The sequence below is a fragment of the Acinetobacter sp. KB005 genome (assembly GCF_049949095.1).
In the GTDB taxonomy this organism is placed as follows: domain Bacteria; phylum Pseudomonadota; class Gammaproteobacteria; order Pseudomonadales; family Moraxellaceae; genus Acinetobacter; species Acinetobacter calcoaceticus.
Genome location: NZ_CP188191.1, coordinates 2,339,562 through 2,360,738, shown reverse-complemented (window position 1 = coordinate 2,360,738; position 21,177 = coordinate 2,339,562). Strand labels below are relative to the sequence as shown.

General features: G+C 37.6%; 21 protein-coding genes and 1 pseudogene. 4 read left to right on the top strand and 18 right to left on the bottom strand.

The genetic code is table 11. The annotated features are described in order from the left end of the window. Positions 1-170 precede the first annotated feature (170 nt). The 3 genes and pseudogenes from ACPF64_RS11335 to pobA all read right to left on the bottom strand — a co-directional run. Positions 171-410, bottom strand: a pseudogene (locus tag ACPF64_RS11335) (acyl-CoA dehydrogenase C-terminal domain-containing protein); the annotation flags it as partial. Positions 411-492: 82 nt separating this feature from the next. Further along, complete coding sequence (locus tag ACPF64_RS11330) at positions 493-1,113, bottom strand: LysE family translocator (RefSeq protein ID WP_426453321.1); 621 nt, start codon at positions 1,111-1,113, stop codon at positions 493-495. A 677-nt stretch (positions 1,114-1,790) separates the two neighbouring features. Beyond that, positions 1,791-3,005 carry a 4-hydroxybenzoate 3-monooxygenase gene (pobA, locus tag ACPF64_RS11325; protein WP_426453319.1) on the bottom strand — a complete coding sequence of 405 codons (1,215 nt, stop codon included), beginning with the start codon at positions 3,003-3,005 and terminating at the stop codon, positions 1,791-1,793. 141 nt (positions 3,006-3,146) lie between these two features. Here pobA and pobR point away from each other — a divergent pair, with 141 nt between their 5' ends. Next, complete coding sequence (gene pobR / locus ACPF64_RS11320) at positions 3,147-3,962, top strand: IclR family transcriptional regulator PobR (protein WP_426453317.1); 816 nt, start codon at positions 3,147-3,149, stop codon at positions 3,960-3,962. A gap of 174 nt (positions 3,963-4,136) precedes the next feature. Here pobR and ACPF64_RS11315 read toward each other — a convergent pair whose 3' ends face one another. After that, entirely contained in the window at positions 4,137-4,769 is a 633-nt protein-coding gene (locus ACPF64_RS11315; RefSeq protein ID WP_426453315.1) for a glutathione S-transferase family protein, read from the bottom strand. Between the two features lie 220 nt (positions 4,770-4,989). Next, entirely contained in the window at positions 4,990-5,547 is a 558-nt protein-coding gene (locus ACPF64_RS11310) for a TetR/AcrR family transcriptional regulator (protein WP_426453313.1), read from the bottom strand. 410 nt (positions 5,548-5,957) lie between these two features. Here ACPF64_RS11310 and ACPF64_RS11305 point away from each other — a divergent pair, with 410 nt between their 5' ends. From ACPF64_RS11305 to ACPF64_RS11295, 3 genes are all read left to right on the top strand, one after another. After that, positions 5,958-6,467: a helix-turn-helix domain-containing protein gene (locus tag ACPF64_RS11305; RefSeq protein WP_270902241.1), complete on the top strand. Its 510-nt coding sequence runs from the start codon at positions 5,958-5,960 to the stop codon at positions 6,465-6,467. Positions 6,468-6,472: 5 nt separating this feature from the next. Continuing rightward, positions 6,473-7,342 carry an IS3 family transposase gene (locus tag ACPF64_RS11300; RefSeq protein ID WP_426456114.1) on the top strand — a complete coding sequence of 290 codons (870 nt, stop codon included), beginning with the start codon at positions 6,473-6,475 and terminating at the stop codon, positions 7,340-7,342. A gap of 449 nt (positions 7,343-7,791) precedes the next feature. Further along, entirely contained in the window at positions 7,792-10,671 is a 2,880-nt protein-coding gene (locus ACPF64_RS11295; protein WP_426453311.1) for an HD domain-containing protein, read from the top strand. Positions 10,672-10,768: 97 nt separating this feature from the next. Here ACPF64_RS11295 and ACPF64_RS11290 read toward each other — a convergent pair whose 3' ends face one another. From ACPF64_RS11290 to paaB, 13 genes are all read right to left on the bottom strand, one after another. Then, complete coding sequence (locus ACPF64_RS11290; protein ID WP_426453309.1) at positions 10,769-11,152, bottom strand: PaaI family thioesterase; 384 nt, start codon at positions 11,150-11,152, stop codon at positions 10,769-10,771. Between the two features lie 77 nt (positions 11,153-11,229). Then, positions 11,230-11,835: a DapH/DapD/GlmU-related protein gene (locus ACPF64_RS11285; RefSeq protein WP_426453307.1), complete on the bottom strand. Its 606-nt coding sequence runs from the start codon at positions 11,833-11,835 to the stop codon at positions 11,230-11,232. Next, entirely contained in the window at positions 11,822-12,787 is a 966-nt protein-coding gene (paaX, locus tag ACPF64_RS11280) for a phenylacetic acid degradation operon negative regulatory protein PaaX (RefSeq protein WP_000062822.1), read from the bottom strand. The genes ACPF64_RS11285 and paaX overlap by 14 nt, the downstream gene beginning before the upstream one ends. A gap of 53 nt (positions 12,788-12,840) precedes the next feature. Further along, complete coding sequence (gene paaK, locus ACPF64_RS11275) at positions 12,841-14,130, bottom strand: phenylacetate--CoA ligase PaaK (RefSeq protein WP_209830417.1); 1,290 nt, start codon at positions 14,128-14,130, stop codon at positions 12,841-12,843. Positions 14,131-14,170: 40 nt separating this feature from the next. Further along, positions 14,171-15,379, bottom strand: coding sequence for a 3-oxoadipyl-CoA thiolase (gene pcaF, locus ACPF64_RS11270; protein ID WP_426453305.1), 1,209 nt, complete (start codon positions 15,377-15,379; stop codon positions 14,171-14,173). A 12-nt stretch (positions 15,380-15,391) separates the two neighbouring features. Then, the gene (locus ACPF64_RS11265) at positions 15,392-16,876 is read right to left on the bottom strand and encodes a 3-hydroxyacyl-CoA dehydrogenase (protein WP_426456137.1); all 1,485 of its coding nucleotides are present in this window, start codon (positions 16,874-16,876) and stop codon (positions 15,392-15,394) included. Continuing rightward, positions 16,818-16,958, bottom strand: a complete 141-nt coding sequence (locus ACPF64_RS11260; protein WP_426453303.1) for a zinc ribbon domain-containing protein — start codon at positions 16,956-16,958, stop codon at positions 16,818-16,820. The genes ACPF64_RS11265 and ACPF64_RS11260 overlap by 59 nt, the downstream gene beginning before the upstream one ends. Further along, a complete protein-coding gene (paaG, locus tag ACPF64_RS11255; RefSeq protein ID WP_000386298.1) occupies positions 16,933-17,724 on the bottom strand; it encodes a 2-(1,2-epoxy-1,2-dihydrophenyl)acetyl-CoA isomerase PaaG in 792 nt (263 codons plus the stop codon). Before paaG ends, ACPF64_RS11260 begins: the two co-directional genes overlap by 26 nt. Further along, positions 17,724-18,497 carry an enoyl-CoA hydratase-related protein gene (locus ACPF64_RS11250; protein ID WP_426453300.1) on the bottom strand — a complete coding sequence of 258 codons (774 nt, stop codon included), beginning with the start codon at positions 18,495-18,497 and terminating at the stop codon, positions 17,724-17,726. The genes paaG and ACPF64_RS11250 overlap by 1 nt, the downstream gene beginning before the upstream one ends. A gap of 10 nt (positions 18,498-18,507) precedes the next feature. After that, positions 18,508-19,569 (bottom strand): 1,2-phenylacetyl-CoA epoxidase subunit PaaE, encoded by a 1,062-nt coding sequence (gene paaE / locus ACPF64_RS11245; RefSeq protein WP_426453298.1) that lies wholly within the window; start codon positions 19,567-19,569, stop codon positions 18,508-18,510. A gap of 23 nt (positions 19,570-19,592) precedes the next feature. Further along, positions 19,593-20,093 (bottom strand): 1,2-phenylacetyl-CoA epoxidase subunit PaaD, encoded by a 501-nt coding sequence (paaD, locus tag ACPF64_RS11240; RefSeq protein WP_426453296.1) that lies wholly within the window; start codon positions 20,091-20,093, stop codon positions 19,593-19,595. 16 nt (positions 20,094-20,109) lie between these two features. Continuing rightward, positions 20,110-20,865, bottom strand: coding sequence for a 1,2-phenylacetyl-CoA epoxidase subunit PaaC (gene paaC / locus ACPF64_RS11235; RefSeq protein ID WP_199987885.1), 756 nt, complete (start codon positions 20,863-20,865; stop codon positions 20,110-20,112). Positions 20,866-20,876: 11 nt separating this feature from the next. Then, on the bottom strand, positions 20,877-21,167 hold the full coding sequence (gene paaB / locus ACPF64_RS11230) for a 1,2-phenylacetyl-CoA epoxidase subunit PaaB (protein ID WP_004642197.1): 291 nt from the start codon (positions 21,165-21,167) through the stop codon (positions 20,877-20,879). Between the last annotated feature and the right edge of the window lie 10 nt (positions 21,168-21,177).

The window sequence follows — 21,177 nt, the reverse complement described above, 5'->3', positions numbered from 1 at the left end:
ATCAATATTTAATGAAAGTTCACGTTTTAATGCTTATATTAATGGTCTATTCCCTTGGCTAAATTGGTTTTTCCTACCAAAAACTCATGAGTCTAAAGTTACAAATTTAATCAATGGGTAAAATTCCACATAAAAATTTCACCCATTGATTCTCAAAAAACTACTATTTACTAGAATGCAAAAGCCTCTTGATCAAGCTCCATGACAGATTCAGCTCCTGACTCAATTGCGGCAGCATGACTTTGTGTACGATGCAAAAGTTTTTGATAGAAAAACTTAGCTGTGCTTAGCTTCGCTTTATAAAAAGCTTCCTCTTGTGTACCTAATGCCAATTTTTCATGGGCAACTTGAGCCATTCGAGCCCAAAGATAGGCAAACACGACGTAACTAGAAAAATAAAGATAATCTAAAAATACAAATGCCATCTCGCCATTTTTAAGCAATAGTAATAGCGCGATCATAATGAAAAGTAGAAATGACAAAAATATAAACTTACGCCCCCACTCTTACTATAGTTAAAAGAGCAATAGATAAGAACAAAAGTGGCGGAACATAATCAAACCATGAAGCTCTCTGTATAATAGATTTTAATTTTCGAGCCATTACACCAACGGTCATATTGACACAAATACCTCCAAAATTAAAAATTAGCCCATATAAGAGAAAATACATCCAAGCAGGATGAGAATTTGAAGGTACAAATTGTGGTAACAAGCTAACAAAAAAGAGGCCAATCTTTGGGTTAGACAAATTAATCAACATTCCTTTACTAAATGTATGGCGGGCGGATTCTGTAGAATTTTGAGAAATAATATTTGGGCTTTCTATTGATTTACGTTTGGGCCAACACAGATATGCTAAATAAATTAAATACAAAGCACCAATAAATTGAATAACTTTGTATAGCATAGGAGTTTCTTGAAAGATAACCATTAACCCAAATGCCGTTAATAAAACATAGAAGAAGACACCAAACTCTACTCCTGCTGCTGCCTTTAATCCTGCTTTTATTCCATATTTTAATGATTGATTCATTACATAAACCATAGCAGGTCCAGGTGATAGATTAATAATCAACACTGTTATAATAAAAGATAAAAAACTATAATTCATTAGCTACTCTTTCCATTAAGTATTTCTAAAAAATAATACTTTAAGATTGGCCTCTTTAATTAAGTCAAAATTAGTATTTTCCAGCCCAATACTTTCCAGACACTCCCAATTGTTAATAATTACTTACATAAATTCTTATGATTAATTTTATAATCCAATTACATCATTTAGCAAAAAAATTTATTTCCAGATCTTCACCAGATGTATTAACTCATATAAAATTAAGACCTTATAAAAAATTATCTATTAACTAAAATCTACATTGCAGAATTAAAATATAATAATAAATGAAAACCTACATTCATTTCTATAATTATTAAAAATATATTTTACACTAGATCTTTTAACCCACTCCATATAATCAATAAAACCAACACAATAGAACATCTTATTAAATTTATATTAAAATTAGACCTTAACTCAATCAATATTACAGCTAATGAATTAGCTTAAAGAGGAAAATCAGAACCACCAATTAAATTACTTCTTAAAAATAAATTTCATAACGCCAACTCTTAATATTTAAAAATTATTTATTCTAGCTAACTAATAATTTATTATTCAAAAATATCATGGCTACTTCTAGTATGACCACATCTCTTAAACTAACTTATCCCATCCAATTTCTTTTATAAAAAAAGAGCATTTCCATGCCCTTTTTATTTTTTATCTAGCCTTTAGCTTGCATGCTTAAAACTATCAATTTGCTTAATCTCATAAGGCAAACCGACATAGTTTTCAGCCAATGTTGTTCTACCTGCAATCGAGCCAAGCACATAACTTAGCTCGGCTTGTTTAATCTTATGATCAAACTCACTTTCAGTTTCAAAGCGATGCAATAAATGAGTCATCCACCAAGAAAAACGCTCTGCTTTCCATACACGTTGTAGGCATTTCTCTGAGTATTCATCAATACCCTGTTCTGAACCTTCAACATAGTATTCAATAAGTGCGCTTGATAAGTAAGCAATATCAGAAGCCGCGAGATTGAGTCCTTTTGCTCCTGTCGGTGGAACAATATGCGCAGCATCGCCTGCTAAAAATAGTTTTCCAAAGCGCATTGGCTCAGTCACAAAGCTACGTAACGGCGCGATACTTTTTTCAATAGAGGTTCCAGTCACTAGCTTTTCACGGCTTTCAGGATCTAGGCGGTTTTTCAACTCATCCCAAAACTTTTCATCCGACCAGTCTTCTACATGATCTGTTAAAGGCACTTGTAAATAATAACGGCTACGCGTTTCAGAACGCATACTGCATAAAGCAAATCCACGTTCTGACTGTACGTAAATCAATTCATCGGCCACAGGTGGAACATCTGCCAACACACCTAACCAGCCAAACGGATAAACTTTTTCAAAAGTCTTAATCTTATCTTCAGGTACGCTGGCACGGCAGACACCATGGTAGCCATCACAACCTGCTATAAAGTCACACTCAATTTGAAAGGCTTTACCTTGGTATTCAAACTCAACTTTTGGTGCAGTGTAAAAATCTTTCACTTGTACATTTTGAGCTTCATAAAATGAAGTCAGCTGCTCTGCTTCACGCGCAGTCATTAAATCTTTAGTCACTTCGGTTTGACCATATACGGTCACTTGTTTACCACCTGTTAGTGCGGCCAAATCAACCCGATGTTTTACTCCATTGGTCAAGATTTCAATGCCTGAATGCGGTAATCCTTTGTCTTTTAAATTTTGGTCAACGCCTGCTTGTTTAAGTAAATCGACTGAAACTTGCTCTAAAATTCCTGCACGAATCCGTGAAGCCACATATTCAGCACTACGTTGCTCAACAATAATATGATCGATTCCAGCTTTATATAGAAGTTGCCCAAGCAATAACCCTGCTGGTCCAGAACCAATAATTGCAACCTGTGTCTTTAAAATATCCATAACTTCATCCTTGTTTCATCCTGACTTTTAAATTACTGGCTTTAAGTTTTGTGCACTATGTATCCAAGACGAAAATAACCGTTTATCATTTAGTTTGTCCGAATAGCGGACAGAAACAACCAAAATAACAGGAATGAAAGGATGCCTTCTCTCGATGCTTTTTTAGAGCACCCAAACTCGCATGAGAAAATTCGTCAAGAAGACTACATTGCAGGGTTAGCAAAAGGCTTAGCTTTACTGGAAGCTTTTGGAACAGATCGGCAACGGCTCAATGTGACTCAAGTGGCTGAACGAACAGGTATTAGTCGTACAGCGGCAAGGCGTTATCTGAAAACGTTAAAATACTTAGGCTATTTAGAAACAGATGAACATTACTTTTGGCTCACCCATCGCGTGCTGCGCTTTTCGAGTTCTTATTTAAGCTCTGCCCATCTGCCTAAAGTTGCTCAATCATTTTTAAATCTTTTGTGTGCGCAGACTTCTCTCACTTTTTCGATTGTAGTTCTGGACGATAATGAAGTCGTACCGATTGCCCGTAGTTATTTACCGCAGCAAGATAATTTACGCGTAAGCCCTTACGGCATGCATTTAGGAAACCGACTGCCTGCCCATGCAACTTCTACGGGTAAAGTATTGGTAGCCGCCCTACCTGAAGAAGCTCAGCACGCATGGGTAAAAACTTACGGTTTAAAACGCTTAACCCCATTTACCGTTGTAGATGAGTCAAAGTTTTTTGAAGTGCTTAAGGACATTTCATTATCGGATTATTGTCTTTCTAAAGAAGAACATGAGCTTGGCGTGATTGCGATTGCGGTGCCTGTATTTAATGCACAAGGTCAAGCCATAGCAGCGCTTAACTGCATGTCTCAAACTAACCGTGTACAAGAAGATTATTTGGTTCAACAAATTTTGCCATTGCTACGTAACACGGCAAATGAACTCAGAAATGTGATTTAAATAGACATAGAAACTCTTGTCATCAATTAGAGGTACAAGAGTTTCAGCTCATGATTTTAAATGGCGAATTCTTTTACTCGCTGGTTTGCGAGAACTCATGAAAGAACGAATACGAGCCAATTGAGCAGCTAAACAATATTGAAAAAATTACTTATAGCAATTTTAGGCATTGATTCAGTGATGAAGATTTTGTTCTATAGACATGGCTTTTTGCCAGCTTTCTAAGCTTTCTAGACTTTTTACATATTGTTCAATATTAAGATATTTTGATCGAATATTTAAAGAATTAATTAGACCATAGACTACGAAACCAATCATAAAATCTGCACCCGTTAAGCAATTGTCTACTAAGAATTTTTTGCCTACTAATTGTTGATCTAAATATGAAAATACTTTATCCAACTCAGCATGCGCATATTGATCCAAGAACTTTAATTGAGTGCCATTTTTTAACTCAGCCGAATTAAAAATATTTAATAAATATGGAACCATAGCCGAACTTTCTGAAAAATGAATCCATTGTAAATAATCAAGATAACTGTCTGAATCTTTCGCGGGCATAAGTTGAGAAGCAAACTTTTCAATCAAAATTTCTACAATGGCACCTGATTCAGCAATTACTTTTCCATCGAGCTCAATCACAGGTGATTTTCCTAAAGGATGAATGTTTTTTAATTCTTGAGGTGCAAGATTTGTAGTTTTATCTCGAAAATAACTTTTTAATTCATAAGGTTGATTAATTTCTTCAAGTAACCACAGAATGCGAAATGAACGTGAAGCATTTAAATGATGAAGAATAATAGACATTAATTTTCTCTTTTAAACTAGAAGGCCAACAAAGTGAGGCCTCACTATATAGACTGATAGACGACCGGTCTAATATTTTTTGTTATCAACTCAACATTTGTCTGATTAAGTAATAAAGTAAATGTGTTAAAAAATATAAAAAACCACATCCGTAGATATGGTGACAAATTGGCTTTTAAATTTATCAATTGTCTAGCGCATTCTGAGGCCTCAAATTACATTAACTACCTAAACTATGCAAAAAACAATCCAGTACCTTTTCCCGATCATCTGCCCCATCTAAGCTTAAAAGCTGAATAATTGCCCCTTCAATCATATATAAAAATAGCTTTGCATCCTGAAAAGTCGCATCGGTTTTAAGTGCTCTAAGTTGGCTATAGATTTCATTGATTAGCCAAGTTCTATATTTAATTGCGACTTGATACGCTTTTGGATAGGTCAGTTTTGTTTCAAAAATGGCTTTAAATAACAAATAATACAGCCCTTCTAAATGGGTGTGTAAAAGATAAAGTTTCTTGAGTTTTTCCTTCACGCTTAAGTCTTGATCATACTCAGCAATTAAAACCACTTTTTCTTTTAGACGCTCTTTTTGTACGATTAAACAGATTTCAACAAACCGCTCTTTCGAGTGAAAATAGTTATAAAAAGTCGCTTTTGGAATTCCGCACTCTTTCACGATTCTGTCGACCCCAACCGTATGAAACCCAAAATGGTGAAATAAATAAATCGACGTATTAATGACTTGTATGGCACGTGTAGGGAGAACTAACTTTGGCATAGTTTTACCGTTATAAATTCTTGTTGCTTCTAAATGAGATACTTTTTTGGGAGAAAAAAAGGCACAGCAAAGCCTATAAAGACTGTGCTTGGCACATCTCAAGTTTTATTGTTGATTAAGTTTTTTTGAGCCGTAATGACTTAAAGCCTGAAAACCTTGGGGCGATCAAGCTGCTTTAAATTTTTAAGCTGTGTCGTTATAGCTTTTGGCATCGAGAGCCAAGAAATAATGGATGTGCAAAGCCAACTCCTTTTTATTGGGAGTTCTGCCAGACATTAATAGGAATTATGGTGGCAGAACGAGAAAGGGTTCGCGGACTGGGTAAGACTCCAGCACACCCGAAGGTGTCCCTCTCCCGTCCTGAACTGCACCCCATAAGTTAGACTTTTTAAACTTATAAGGTGTGACCTATGCCAGTTCCAAAGCATTCAAAAGAGTTAAAACTCAAAGTAATTCAGGCTTATTTAGATGGTAGTAAAGGCTATAAAATTCTTTCCAAAGAGTTTAATGTAGATCTCCAAACCATTCGGTTATGGATTGAAAACTATAAGGCACATGGTACTGATGGGCTTAATATTAAAATTCAAAAAACTTATTATTCTTCAGAATTTAAAATCAATGCAATACAAATGCTTCTTGATAAGATACCCGTAAGAGAAGTAAGAAGACGGTTAAATCTGAGCGGGACGTCAATTTTAAGAAGATGGCTAGCTCTGTATCATAAAGAAGGGATTGCTGGGTTTAATACTAAACGGACTTATACCAATATGACTAAGCAAGATAAAACTAAAACAGTGAAACCAACAAGAGATGATAAAGACAAGTCTCAGCAAGAGCTCATTGATGAGCTTACAGCTTTACGCGCAGAGGTCGCTTTTTTAAAAAAGCTAAAAGCCTTAAAACTGAAGCAACGTACTTAAATTCAATTTGTACTGCAGACAGTGTTCAAATTATTTCAGAATTAAGGCAAATTTATCCATTAAAGCTCTTACTCAGTATTGCCAAGATAGCCCGTAGTACTTATTTCTACCACATGAAAGCTGTACGTACTAATGATAAATATACTGAGTTAAAACAGCAGATTAAGTCCATATACCATAAGCATAAGGGATGCTATGGCTATCGTAGAATTACTCTTGCTCTGAAAAGTACAGGAATAATGATTAACCATAAATGTGTATATCGACTCATGAAAACTATGGGACTTAAATCACGTATCAGAGCACTAAAATATCGCTCATATAAAAGTGGTTGTGTCGGGATAGTGGCTGATAACGTTTTAAAACGGCAATTTAAAGCAAATCGACCAAATCAGAAATGGGCAACTGATGTAACGGAATTTAATGTGAACGGTGAAAAACTTTACCTATCCCCGATTATCGATTTATTTAATGGGGAAATTATTACATTCCGAATCCAACGCAAACTCAATTATGAGTTAGTAAAAGATATGCTCATTCATGCTTTGGCTAAACTTAAACGACATGAAAAACCAATTCTCCATTCCGATCAAGGATGGCAATATCAAATGGCTCATTACCAACAGCAACTAAAACAACATGGTTTAATTCAAAGTATGTCTCGTAAGGGAAATTGTTTGGATAATGCTGTAATAGAAAGCTTCTTTGGAATATTAAAATCGGAATGCTTTCATGGTGAAAAATTTCAATCAATTGATGAATTAGAGAAAGCTATACAAGAGTACATTCATTATTATAATCATGAGAGAATCAAAGTGAAGCTACAAGGTTTATCCCCTGTACAATATAGAAATCAGTTTTTAAAAACTGCTTAATTAACTGTCCAACTTTATGGGGTCAGATCATCCTACCGCAACGGGAGGAGACGAGGAGTTTACACATAAGAGTATCCCTCAGAAAGGAATAAATCTGATGTGTTCTTACAAGCGGTCCGCGACGACCGACTGGCAATGTAGGCCAGCAGGCAAAGAATAGTGCCCAACCCTTTTGCAGTCAAGCATGCAAAATGACATTTGATTTAAATTAAATCATTAGAAAAGTAAGGCTAAATAATGAAGGAGTTATTGTTAAGTGGGAGTGATAGAGGTGGGAAAATAGATATTTTTAAAATGAAAATTCTATATAGACAATAATCAAATTTCTAGAATATAAGTAGTCAATCCTGTTGTTAACAGTAAGAAAAATAATTTATCATCTATAAAATTAATTTTTAAAAATAAATTCTTTTTTTATCTGCACTTATTAAATACAAAGGTAGTTCGAAATGTATAACTTAATTTCATCAGGTCAGGAATTATATAGTCTAGAAAAACATTTCGGAATAATTTGTAATCGGCATCCACATTTAAAATTACTAGAATCACAATGGCGCTTCGACCAAGAACTTATTAGCAAAGCTCTGCAAAATGTAAGTTCTATTTTTCCGCATTATAGTCGCCATGATGTATCCCATTCACGACAAATCATTGTAAATATTGAAAGATTACTGGGAGATAAAATTAAATTCTTGAGTGCAACTGACACATGGCTAATTTTAGAAGCAGCATATAATCATGATATCGGGATGGTCATTACTCAAAAACAAATCGAAGATATGAACACTCCTGAATTTGAAGAATTTGTACATTCTTTAAAAGCTAGTAGTGATGATAAGTTAAAAGGATTTGCTAAAAAATGGATTAAAAATAAAGCCTTGTTACCTCAAAAAGCTGCAGCTCATGACTTTTTTCATCAATACATTCAGCTTTTAGCCGAATGGTACAGACAAAAACATCCTACAAATTCTGCAAAAATAGTAAGGAATCCAGTTGAAGAAATTGGTTTGAATTCATCAAGAAATGAATTATTACCTAAACGACTATTTGATGTTCTTGCTGATATCTGTAAATCTCATGGTGATAGTTTTGAAGATCTAAAAAGATCTTTACCGAAAGCTGAAGCAGGAATGGCTGCTGAAGATTGTCATCCTCTATATGTTGCTTGTTTATTAAGAATGGGGGACTTATTAGATATAGATGATAATCGTTTTTGTCCAGTAATGATGTCAATGTGTGGGCATAACTTACCAAATTTAAGTAAAGCGCATTATGATAAGCATCATTCAATTAAGCATTTTAGACTCGATTCAGAACGAATAGAAATAAAATGTTTATGCCCTACCCCTGAATCTTATGAAGCTGCTTATGATTGGTTTAACTGGTTACAGCAAGAATATCATCAACAAACTCAACACTGGGATCAAATAGTACCTTCTAAAGAATTGGGACGCTTACCGACATTAATGACACCTGTGGTTAATATAGATGAACCGTACTTAATATTAAATCAAGGACGAAAGCCAAGCTTTAAGATTAATGAAGAAGCTATTTTAAAATTAGTAAGAGGAACGGGATTATATTCTTCAAAATTTGATTGCATCCGTGAAATTTTACAGAATGCTGTTGATTCAACATTACATAGAATATGGATTGAACATAAAGATGAAATTAAAAATTTAATTCCAACTGATTCTAAATTAAAAGAAATTTACGACAATTATAAAATGACTATAACTTTCGAACCGAAAGAAGAAAACTCAAATCAATGGATACTAAAGGTGAAGGATCAAGGAACTGGTATAAGCTTTAATGATTTACAATATATGTTAGAAATAGGCAGTTCTTCTCAAAATAAAGATAAACAAAGAAGAATTCGAGAAATGCCAAAATGGTTTAGACCCTCAGGAGCATTCGGTATTGGTTTACAAAGCGCATTTTTAATTTCCAACAAATTTACAATGACTACCTATTCTATTTTAGATAATAAAAAACTAAAAATTAGTTTTAATAGTAAAAGTAAAAGTGTAGTTGTTGAAAAAATAAATAAAAATATTGATTTTGGTACTGAGTTTATAATTGAGATTGATATTGATAGTTTACCAATCAACATATCTTATTCATCCAGTGAAAAATTTTTAATTAGCAAAAAGCTAAGAGAATTCGATTTTATGGATGAAGACTCAAATCTATCCTTTATTGAAACAATTAAAATACATAATAGTATTAATAGTTTTCTATTAAAGTCTCCTATTTCCTCTAATTTAAATGAAAACACGAGTGATGAGAAATTATACTTCGATATAGAAACGTCTATTTTGTTTAAAAACATTGAGTTTAATGATTCTAGCTCTCATAATTATTTTAAAAACTACTTCAGAGGTCAGGAGTTTAAAGACTTACACGCATACTTCGAATGTGTTGATTATATTGCGGATTTCTATCACACCAAATCAGAAAAATTCTTAACTTATAATAGAGAAAAAATTTTACCAGATGCTCACGAAAAAGCTTTAAGTTTATTAAAAAAAGGATTATGCAATTATATTGAAAAATATTTCAATGAGTTAGATGAAGAACAAAAACCTTTTGCAGCATTTAGCTATATAGTTCATCTTACAGATAAAAAATATTATGATATTGATGTTAAATATTTAGATTATTTAAATGAATTCCCCATAATTTTAGATGATAAAACGATTTTATTAAAAGATTTAATAGCTAAAATAAAAAATGAAGAAATTAAAAAAATTTCTACTTGTAATGGATTTAGCACTAATCACCTTGAAAATAAAATACCCCCAAACTTCATTTCCAATGAATCACGTGAAGGCCTATTTCAAATTATAAAATACTTAATTACCAAAGATGACTTTTATTATTATGAAGAATACAATACATATGAATTAGAAATTATATGTTTTCACAAAAGAGATATACAACCTATTTCAAATTCACTATTTAAAGATCTTATTGTCGATAAAATTAATGGGAAGAGATCTCCTATAGGATGTAGAATTATATTTCCAGCTTGGGGATGTTTTAGAAATCTATCAATTAAGAAAAAAATTAATTGGGCTGATATTTACCATTACTCTTCTTACAAAGAAGATTCATTAATCTTACCTTTAAATTTCAAATATAACCTAACAGATCAAAATTTTTATGAAGAATCAGATAACTTTGTTAATTGGATATTTAAACATAGAAAATATGAAGAAACTAAAATTGAAGACATTAAAAGATTAAATAAGGAATTAATTGAACATATTCGCAACATTCTTAAAGATAGCAACCTTAAAAAAATAGAAAATAAATTTGATATATAGAGGTTTTTAAATAAGGTTTATAAAGTATCTAGCCAATTTTACTTATTAATAAAAAGCCTCTGCTTTCACAGGGGCTTTTTTCAAAACCTACCCCATATCACGGCGCCAGTCTGTAACACGTAGATGTAAACAAAGCGACTTTGTTATTTAAACCATCTGTTATCAACACTTCATAATGCGCGAATTTTTTACTACTTCCGACCTTGGTTGCCGTTGCAAATAACACTTTATCTTTCGCACCACTCATATAGCGAATATCCGCTTGTAAGCCTGTATATGGCGCATCCCCTGCATTACAAGCCATCGCAAAAGCAATATCGGCTAAAGAAAATATAACACCACCATGTACGCCACCCAATGCATTCATGTGTTCGTCTTTCACATTAAGCTGGCAACGCGCTTCATCAAAACTGCGATGCAGCACTTGTACACCCAATAGCTCTGCGAATTGATCAACCGCAGTGGTTTCCATTTTTTGCACAAACGTCTCCCTACTCGTGCGAGTATTCCCTAACTGTTATAAACCTATATGTATTGAGATCGACTGATTAAAAGCCGTTAAACACTATCTTGTTTAATCTGATAGTTTGAAGAACGAAAGTCCTTATAGGTCAGGCGCTCATCCAACTCTGAGCTTAAAGGCTGAACTTCTTGCATTGAATTTAAGCATCGCTGTGCAAGCTCAATGTACTCTTGCGTGCCTCTAGTTTTCCACTTTTTTTCTTGTTCTGATAAATCACGTGCAACCTTGGCAGGACTGCCCATTGCCAGTACATTTGCCGGAATTATATCTTTGGTTTTGACTAAACTATTTGCACCAATAATGGTGTTTTCACCAATTTCTGCGTAGTCCAAAATTACGCTGTTCATGCCGACCAAAACATTTTTACCAATGCGGCAGCCATGCAAAATTGCCCCATGCCCAATGTGCCCCATTTCCTCAACTAAAGTCACGCTTTGTGGAAAGCCATGTACGGTGCAGTTATCTTGTATATTGGCATTTTGCTTAATATGAATACGACCAAAATCTGCACGCAACGAGGCAAATGGCCCCACATATACACCCGCTTCAATAATCACATCACCAATTAAAACAGCGGTTGGGTGTACAAAAGCCTCTGGGCTAACGACTGGAATAACACCGTCAATACTATAACAAGGCATGATTTAACCTCTCATTTGTCGCAACCAAACCTCCGAAACGGCGCCAATAGTGTGCTGTGGCATTTGGCATTGGTCCTTCTGCTGTTGCGGCAACAGACAAGAAGTATTCATCCGCAGGTTCAAATACTTTTTTATAAATATTCATTGATAAAGTTCGTGCACTAATCGCAGGCCAGTCAGTTGGCAACAATTCAAGCGGCAATGCAGGGTCTTTCAATAAAATCCGTCGATAATAATGAATCAGCAAAGTTCGAATCTGAAAGGCCTGAACAGGTTCGAGTTGTTCGTTTTCCTGCATCAGCAACACGCCAATTTCTCTAAAAATATCGAGAAACTGTAGATACCTTTGACGTAATTCATCGATTGGCCAATTAGTTCTGAGCATACGACCAATGGTATCGACCGAATTATTAAAGAGCTGCAATGTTTCGGCTTTAAACACCACCACTTGCTCACTCATATTTAAGTCAACCAACAACCGTTGCAGCTCAATACGGTTACAACCCGGATAAGCCATTAAGTTTGTCGAAATATTGGCAAACCCTAACCATTCGAGTTCTTTCTTCAGCAACGCTTTATTTTCAGTGTCGAGACTAGACATCAGAATAAGATCCCAATAATGGTCCCACTCTTTCATCTGGTCGTTATAAATACGTTGCTCGGCTTGCAAATAAGTCGAACGGCTCGAATCGGTAATGCGATAAAAACTGGTTCTGCCGATTTTGTCTGAACATAACCAATCATTTTTAACTAAACGAAAAACAGAGGTTCTTACAGCGCGGTCATTAAAACCAAATAGCTCTAATAACTGAATCAGGCTTGCAAGACTAATGTTTCCACCCCGATGAAGTACTGAATCTCCAAAAATTGTCGAAATAAGCGAAGTTCCACTTAAGGTTTCATTCTTTACAACAGAATCAATTATTTGCTGTATTTTTGCACTCATACTCATGTCTTGGCGTTTAGTTTCAGGGTATAGATTCTATACCCTGAATGATCTTGATGTTAAGCAATCTGACGCATATCGATTACCCGCTTTGCCTTACCTTCCGAACGAGGTAAGGTCGCTTCTGTAACAACTTCTACAGTAACGCTAATCCCAATCATGGTTTTAATACGTTTCATCAACTCCTGAGCAAGTTGATTGGCCTGTATAGTACAGTTATGACACATCTCTGTACGAATATGCAAAGTATCCATATGGCCTTTTTTAGTCACCAAAATTTCATAATTTGGAACTAAATGCGGAACTTGCAAAATTTGCTCTTCGATCTGGGTCGGGAAAACGTTCACGCCGCGAATAATAAGCATGTCGTCACTTCGGCCCACAATTTTATCCATCTTACGCATCGCCAGATTTTCTCCAGCGAGTAAACGGGTTAAATCACGGGTACGGTAACGAATAATCGGTAAGCCTTCTTTGGTAATGGTCGTAAAGACTAACTCGCCAAGTTCGCCATCTTTACAGACTTCACCTGTTTCAGGGTTAATAATTTCTGGGTAGAAATGATCTTCCCAAATGGTTAGCCCTTCGCCCTCACCTAGACATTGCATGGCAACACCCGGACCCATCACCTCAGACAAACCATAAATATCGAGTGCTTTAATATTGAGGCGTTCTTCAATTTCACGGCGAAGTTCATTGGTCCATGGTTCAGCACCAAAAATACCGACTTTTAAAGACGTATTACGTGCAGTACCAAATTGTTGTTCCAGCTTTTCAATAATGCTCACGCAATACGATGGCGTAACCATAATTGCAGTAGGTTTAAAGTCTTGAATGAGCTGAACTTGCTTTTCAGTTTGGCCGCCAGACATTGGAATAACCGTTGCACCTAAGCGCTCGGCGCCATAATGTGCGCCTAGACCACCTGTAAAGAGTCCATAGCCATAAGCAACCTGAATCATATCTTTGGCAGTTAAACCTGCCATGCGTAAGCAACGCGCAACGATGTCCGACCACGTATTAATATCTTTTTGGGTATAACCTACCACGGTCGGTTTACCCGTTGTGCCTGATGATGCATGTAAACGCACAATTTGCTCTTGCGGTACGGCAAACATCCCAAACGGATAGTTATCTCTTAAATCCTGTTTGGTGGTAAATGGAAACTTCGCCAGATCGTCTAAAGTTACGAAGTCATCAGGATGTACACCTGCGTCATCGAACTTTTTCTTATAGACCGGACTATTTTCATATACAAAAGTCAGGGTTTGTTTTAACCGTTTAGTTTGCAGCTCTCTAAGCTCTGCAAGTGTTAATTGTTCAACATTATCCGTTGTAAGGCTGTCCATCGCCTCTCTCCTCATTATGTAATTTTTAAAACCGTCTGAATTAATTTAAATTTTCCAAAATCAGTGCGACACCTTGTCCAACACCTACACACATTGTGCAAAGTGCATAGCGTCCACCTCGTTTTTTTAGCTCACGTGTTGCCGTAATGACTAAACGTGTACCACTCATACCGAGTGGATGCCCTAACGCAATCGCACCACCATTTGGGTTAACGCGTTCATCGTCATCTTTTAAACCAAGTTCACGCATACAAGCCAAAGATTGGGCTGCGAATGCTTCATTCAGCTCAATCACATCCATCTGATCTAGCGTCAAACCTGTCTGCTTTAAAATTTTCTGCACAGCCGGAACAGGACCTATACCCATATATTTGGGTTCAACCCCTGCACTTGCAATGCCAATTACTCGTGCTAAAGGTTTTAAACCATGTGTATCTGCAAATTCACGGTTGGTAATTAACACACACGCAGCGCCATCATTTACACCAGAGGCATTTCCGGCAGTCACCGAACCACCTTCTTTTTTAAACGGTGCTTTTAGCTTAGCAAGTGCTTCAAGTGTAGTTTCACGCGGATGTTCGTCTCGATTAACAACGTTCACGTTTTTCTTACGGTCTACAATCTCGACTGGCAAAATTTCGTCGTTGAAGAAACCGTTTTGTTGGGCAGCAGCCGTTTTTTGCTGGCTACGCAATGCAAAAGCATCTTGGTCTTCACGGCTAATTTGATATTTTTCAGCTACATTTTCAGCGGTTTCCGGCATGCTGTCGGTGCCGTATTGTGCTTTAAGTTGCTTATTTACAAAGCGCCAGCCAATGGTTGTATCATAAATTTCAGGAGTTCGGCTAAACGCTTCTGTTGGTTTAGCTTGTACAAATGGCGCACGGCTCATCGACTCAACACCACCTGCCAAAACGAACTGTGCTTCACCTGCTTTAATTGAGCGTGCTGCAAGTCCTACCGCATCTAAGCCCGATGCACATAAGCGATTGATAGTCATGGCTGGCACTGTATCAGGTAAGCCTGCCAAGAGTGTTGCCATACGTGCAACGTTACGGTTGTCTTCACCTGCTTGGTTAGCGCATCCTAAAAATACTTCGTCTACCGTATTCCACGGCAGGTTCGGGTGTTTATCTTTTAAATATTTAATGGGCAATGCAGCTAAATCATCTGCACGTACAACACTTAAGGCACCTGCATATCGTCCAATTGGGGTACGAATAAAATCGCAAATTAAAACGTCTTCCATGTTGACTCCTGATTATGCAAATTCGGTCATATCACGTGAATATTGAGTAGCAATGTTTTGAGTTTTCGCTACATATTGCTTGAGGTAGATACTCGCGCGATATTTTTCCTCTCCATATAGTGCATATAAATTATTTAAAGTTTGGAGCACATAAGTGCCGCCCATTTGTGTCAACCACTGGTAAGGACCCTTAGGATAATTCACTCCATATTTCATGGCATTATCAATATCTTCCAGACTCGCAACACCATGTAAACTTGCTTCGCATGCTTCATTAATGAGTAAAGCGATGGTGCGTAAGGTTAACAGTGCTGGATGGTCTTTAATCCACATCACGCTCATACCAAACTGCGCAAAGTAAGCTTCAACTTTTGCCAGATCACTCGTGTCACAAAGCTCGTTATGGCTGAGTACTAAAGCCTCTGCCTGCGCAAAATCATGATGCCAATCCATTAAAACCACTTTACGGCTTAAGTAATGAATATTGGCTGACTCACCTTGGCTTAAACGTAAATCGATATCATCAATTTGAAGCATATTGTCATCGCTTGCAGATCCACTTTTTAAACCTAAACGCGTTAGAAAAGCAGGTAGCTGAGACCAAGCACCTTTTAACTGAATATGAGCATCAACTGGCTTGGTAGCCAAAGCTTTAGGTTGAAATGTCTCGTACTGATTTTTTTCGTTATAGCGATAAAAGCCCTGTTTTGACTTACGGCCCCAAGCTCCTGCATCGACTAATTCTTTTTGAATTAGGCTCGGACGATAGCGTGGTTCGTAAAAAAACTCTTGGTAAACGCTTTGGGTCACCGAAAAGTTAACATCTTGCCCAATGAGGTCGGTGAGTTCACACGGCCCCATCGCAAAACCGCCACATTGCTTTAACGCATAGTCTAGCTGGTCGTAGCTAGTGACTTGTTCTTGCAGTGCTCTAAAGCCTTCTGCATAAAACGGACGTGCAATTCGGTTAACAATAAACCCAGGAGTCGACTTGGTTAATACTGGAATTTTTTTCCAGCCGAGCATTAAGTTTTTTAAAGCCAAACATAAGCTGTTTGGTGTCTTTAAGCCTTGCACAATTTCAACCAGTTTCATCACTGGCGCAGGGTTAAAAAAGTGTAAACCGACCACACGCTCAGGGTGAGCAATGCCAGCCGAAATTGCAGTCACTGAAATTGAAGATGTATTGCTTGCAAAAATGGTTTGCGCACTACAAATTTCAGCAAGTTGTTTAAATAAAGACTGTTTAACTTCTTTTTTCTCAACGACTGCTTCAATAACCAAGTCAGCATCACGTAGCGCTTCAACTTGATTCACCACAGTTAAACGCGCTAAGGCTTCATCAGCTTGCTGCTGTGTGAGCTTGCTCTTTTCAACCAGCTTTTTAAACGTCTGCCCCAAGCCCTCAACGGCTTGTTGCGCTTTTTGAGCATCTAAATCATATAAAATGGTCGAGTGCCCATTGATGATGGCTAACTGGGCAATGCCGATGCCCATGGTGCCAGAACCAATGACGGCAATTCGGGCACGAGATAAGTCTAAATCTGCCATGCTTAGCGCCCTTTAAAATTTGGTTCACGTTTATTCATAAAGGCTTGTACACCTTCACGATAATCTTCTGAACGACCCGCAATACGTTGTAAGTCACGCTCTAATAGCACTTGCTCATCAAAGGTGTTGTTGCTTGATTGATGAATTGCTTTTTTAATAAGAGATAGACCAAAAGTAGGCTGTTTCGCTAAACGTTCTGCGAGTTCCGTGACTTTTGTTTTAAGCTCAGCGTCCTCAACAACATCCCAAATCATGCCCCATTCTTTTGCGGTTTCTGCTGGGAGCTTGTCACCTAACAAGGTCAAACCCATCGCACGCGCATGACCTACAGCCCGTGGTAAAAACCATGTACCAGCCGAGTCTGGAACCAAACCTAAGCGACAAAATGCTTGTACAAAGTTTGCCGATTTGGCTGCAATCACCAAGTCACACGCCAACGCAATATTTGCCCCTGCACCTGCTGCCACACCATTTACGGCGCAAATAACAGGCTTTGGCATATTTACAATCGTTTTAATGAGCGGGTTATAGTAAGTTTCAATGGAATATCCTAAATCTGGAGCTTCAGCATTTGGGTCTACTACACGATCACCTAAATCTTGCCCGGCACAGAAGCCACGGCCTTCACCACTAATCACAACACAGCGAACATCTGGATTTTTGGTCCACTGGTTTAAAACCTCAGCCACTTCACGGTGCATATCAACGTTAAAGCTATTCAGTGCTTTTGGGCGGTTAAATGTCAGGTAGCCAACACCATTTTTTTCTTCAGCAATAATATTTTGATAGTCCATCACTCACCTCTAAACACTGGCTTTCTTTTCTCAAAGAAAGCATTAATCCCTTCGTTTCGATCTTTTGTAGCCGCCAGCCAGACAAAGTTTTGACGTTCAAACTTGAGTCCCTGACTTAAAGTCGTTTCATGAATACTTTTAATTGATTGTTTAATCACGCGAATCGCTAAGGGCGCTTGCTTCGCAATTTTGGCTGCAAGTTGAACCGCATATTCAACGGTTAATTCAGTCGGCACCACTTGACTGCAAATGCCATGTTGCTCTGCTTGTTTTGCCGAAATCATTTCACCTGTCATGGCCCAGCGCATGGTGAGTTGTTGCCCAACCAAGCGTGCTAAACGTTGTGTCCCGCCTGCACCCGGTAACATACCAAGACCAATTTCAGGTAAAGCAAAACGGGCATTTTCACCGCAAATCACCATATCTGAATGCAAAACCAGCTCAAATCCAGCGCCTAAGGCATAGCCATTGACGGCGGTAATGAGCGGCTTACTAAACGCATCAATTTTTTGCCAAAGCTTCGGGCGAATATCGAGTTGCAAAGACACGGCGTCCATAGCAGCCAACTCTGTAAGATCCGCCCCAGCCGCAAAACATTGAGCGTTACCCGTTAAAACCACTGCTTTAACTTGAGCGTTATGTTCAGCTTCTTCGAGCAACTCGCATAAACATTGCAATGTTGCATTGTTTAAAGCATTTCTTTTCTCTGGACGGTTTAGTGTTAATAACAAAACACCGTCAGCAGCTGTGCTGGCTTTGATTAACTCTTGCATGACAGCGCCTCTACTCATCAAAACTCAAACGTACATTTGGGCCTTTTGGTAAGGTTTGACAGCTAAGCACATAGCCCTTTTCAACTTCATCTTTTTCAAGGCTATAGTTAAGGAACATATCGACTTCACCAGAAACAACTTTACAACGGCAAGTCGCACACACCCCACCTTTACAGGCATACGGCAAGTCAGCACCCGCACGTAAAGCCGCATCAAGAATACTTTCATCGTCTTGAGCCACAGACACAATCAGTTCACGACCATCTAAAATAATGTTTACTTTTTCTTCTTTACGGTTCGCATCAGCTTCAGCGCTACGTTTACGAGCCTGCCCTGTATGGAAACGTTCGGTGTGAATTTTTTCTTTTGCAATACCATAGTTTGGCAACGTGCTTTCTACGGCATTCATCATTTCGTCTGGACCACAGGCAAAAACATGGTCAAAACTTGTTTCAAGTACATCAAAATCAAAAAGCTGTTTTAGCTTTTCTGCATCAATGCGACCATTCATTAGTTCACTGTCGTTGAACTCACGAGAAAAAATATTGATGAGTTGAAAACGCTCTTTAAACTGATCTTTCAAATCCATAATTTGCTCGGCAAACATGGTTTGTTTCCATGAGCGATTGCCATAGAGCAAGGTAAATTTAGCTTCAGGTTGTTCAAACAATACTTGCTTAACAATTGATAAAATTGGAGTAATACCACTGCCCGCAGCAACGCCTAAAAAGTTTTGTCCGCCAACCTTGGCTGCTTTTTGAAAAAACACGCCTTGTGGTGGCATTACTTCTAGCACATCGCCTACTTTCAAATGGTCATTTGCCCAGTTTGAAAATTGACCCTGATCAATTTTTTTAACAGCAATACTGATGTCTTCTTTTGCAGCATAGCTACAAATTGAATAACAACGGCGGATTTCACCAGCTTCGGTTAAATGGCGAATTGTTAAATGTTGACCCGGTTGAAATTGAAATTGTTCTTGTTGTTCTGGTACAACGTCAAATGCAATACAAATTGCCTGATCGGTTTGAGGCGTAATACTTTTTACTTTTAATGGTACAAATTGGCTCATGGCTGATTTCCTTATCTAAAGACTTAAATACATTTGAAGTAATCAAAAGGCTCAAGACAGTCCTGACATTTATAAAGTGCTTTACAGGCGGTAGAACTAAACTCTGTTAACAATCGGGTATGTCGGCTTTTACAACGTGGACACTCGACACCATCTTTTAAGTGAACGTGAGTACCACATTGATGCGCCAACCCTTCAGGTGGTGCAATGCCATAGACTTGCAGTTTCTTTTTACCCGCTTCAGACATCCAGTCCGTGGTCCATGCTTCTGACAAATCGACCATTACTTTGACCGGTGTCAAAGCTTCTGCGGTAAAGGCTTCAGCAATTTGTGCTTTCAACATATCTGTTGCTGGACAACCGCTATATGTTGGCGTTAGACGAACTACAATTTCTTGTTGATCGTTAATGTCTACGCCTCGAATCATGCCTAAATCCACAACTGATAAAACCGGAATTTCAGGATCACTTACCGTTTGTAGAACATCCCAACATTGGTCGATGCAATGACGAATCATATGCATGGCTCACCTCCTTGTCTTACCAGGTCATGCCCGGATAAGTTCTTTGAATACTTTGCATTTCAGCCAACAAATAACCTAAATGCTCAGTATGCAATCCTTGTTTTGCACCACGGCGATAAGCACCGTTAACAGCAACATTTAATTCAAAACGCTTAAGCTCATCTGCAATGGTTTGGTTCCATTGTTCTTTTTCATTTGAAAAATCTGGAATCACACCTTGTGCGACTAATGCTTGTTCGTCTGCATTAAGTTCAAATAACTCAGCGGTAAAGCGCCATAAATTATTTAATCCGTCTTGTACACGTTGATGCGCTTCATCTGTGCTTAAACTTAGACGCTCCATCCAGCTTGTCGAAAAACGGATGTGATACTTCACTTCTTTTAAAGATTTCACAGCAAGCGCACTTAATTCAGGAAGTGAGCTTTGGGTTAAAGCAGTAAATAAATGAAGATGGTAATGGTCCATCAACCACTGGCGTACAATCGTTTGTGCAAAATCACCGTTCGGTTGTTCGCACAACAATAGGTTTAGAAACTCGCGTTCTGTACGGAAATACGCAAGCTGATCTTCATCACGCTGAGCTTCATCATATTGACCTGCCAATGTCAGAAAGTTTCTTGCCTGACCTAACAAGTCCAAACCGATGTTTGCTAAAGCGATATCAACTTCAAGCTCAGGTGCATGTCCACACCATTCAGCCAAACGCTGAGACAAAACCAGTTGACTATCGCCAATATGCAATAAGAATTTAGATAAAACTGAATGATTCATTTTCCAACCCCTTACATATGCTCAATGCCATCTGGAATATGGTAAAAAGTCGGATGACGATAAACCTTATCTAGAGCAGGATCGAAAAACTCAGCTTTTTCATCAGGCTGTGAAGACTTAATGAGTTCAGAACGAATTACCCAAATGCTAATTCCTTCATTACGACGAGTGTAAACATCACGAGCATGTTGAAGTGCGATTTCATCATCTGGTGCTCTTAAGCTACCCACATGACGGTGGCTTAAGCCTTGTTTACTACGGACAAATACTTCGTAGAGTGACCAGTTGTTTTTATCTTCCATTTTGATTTCC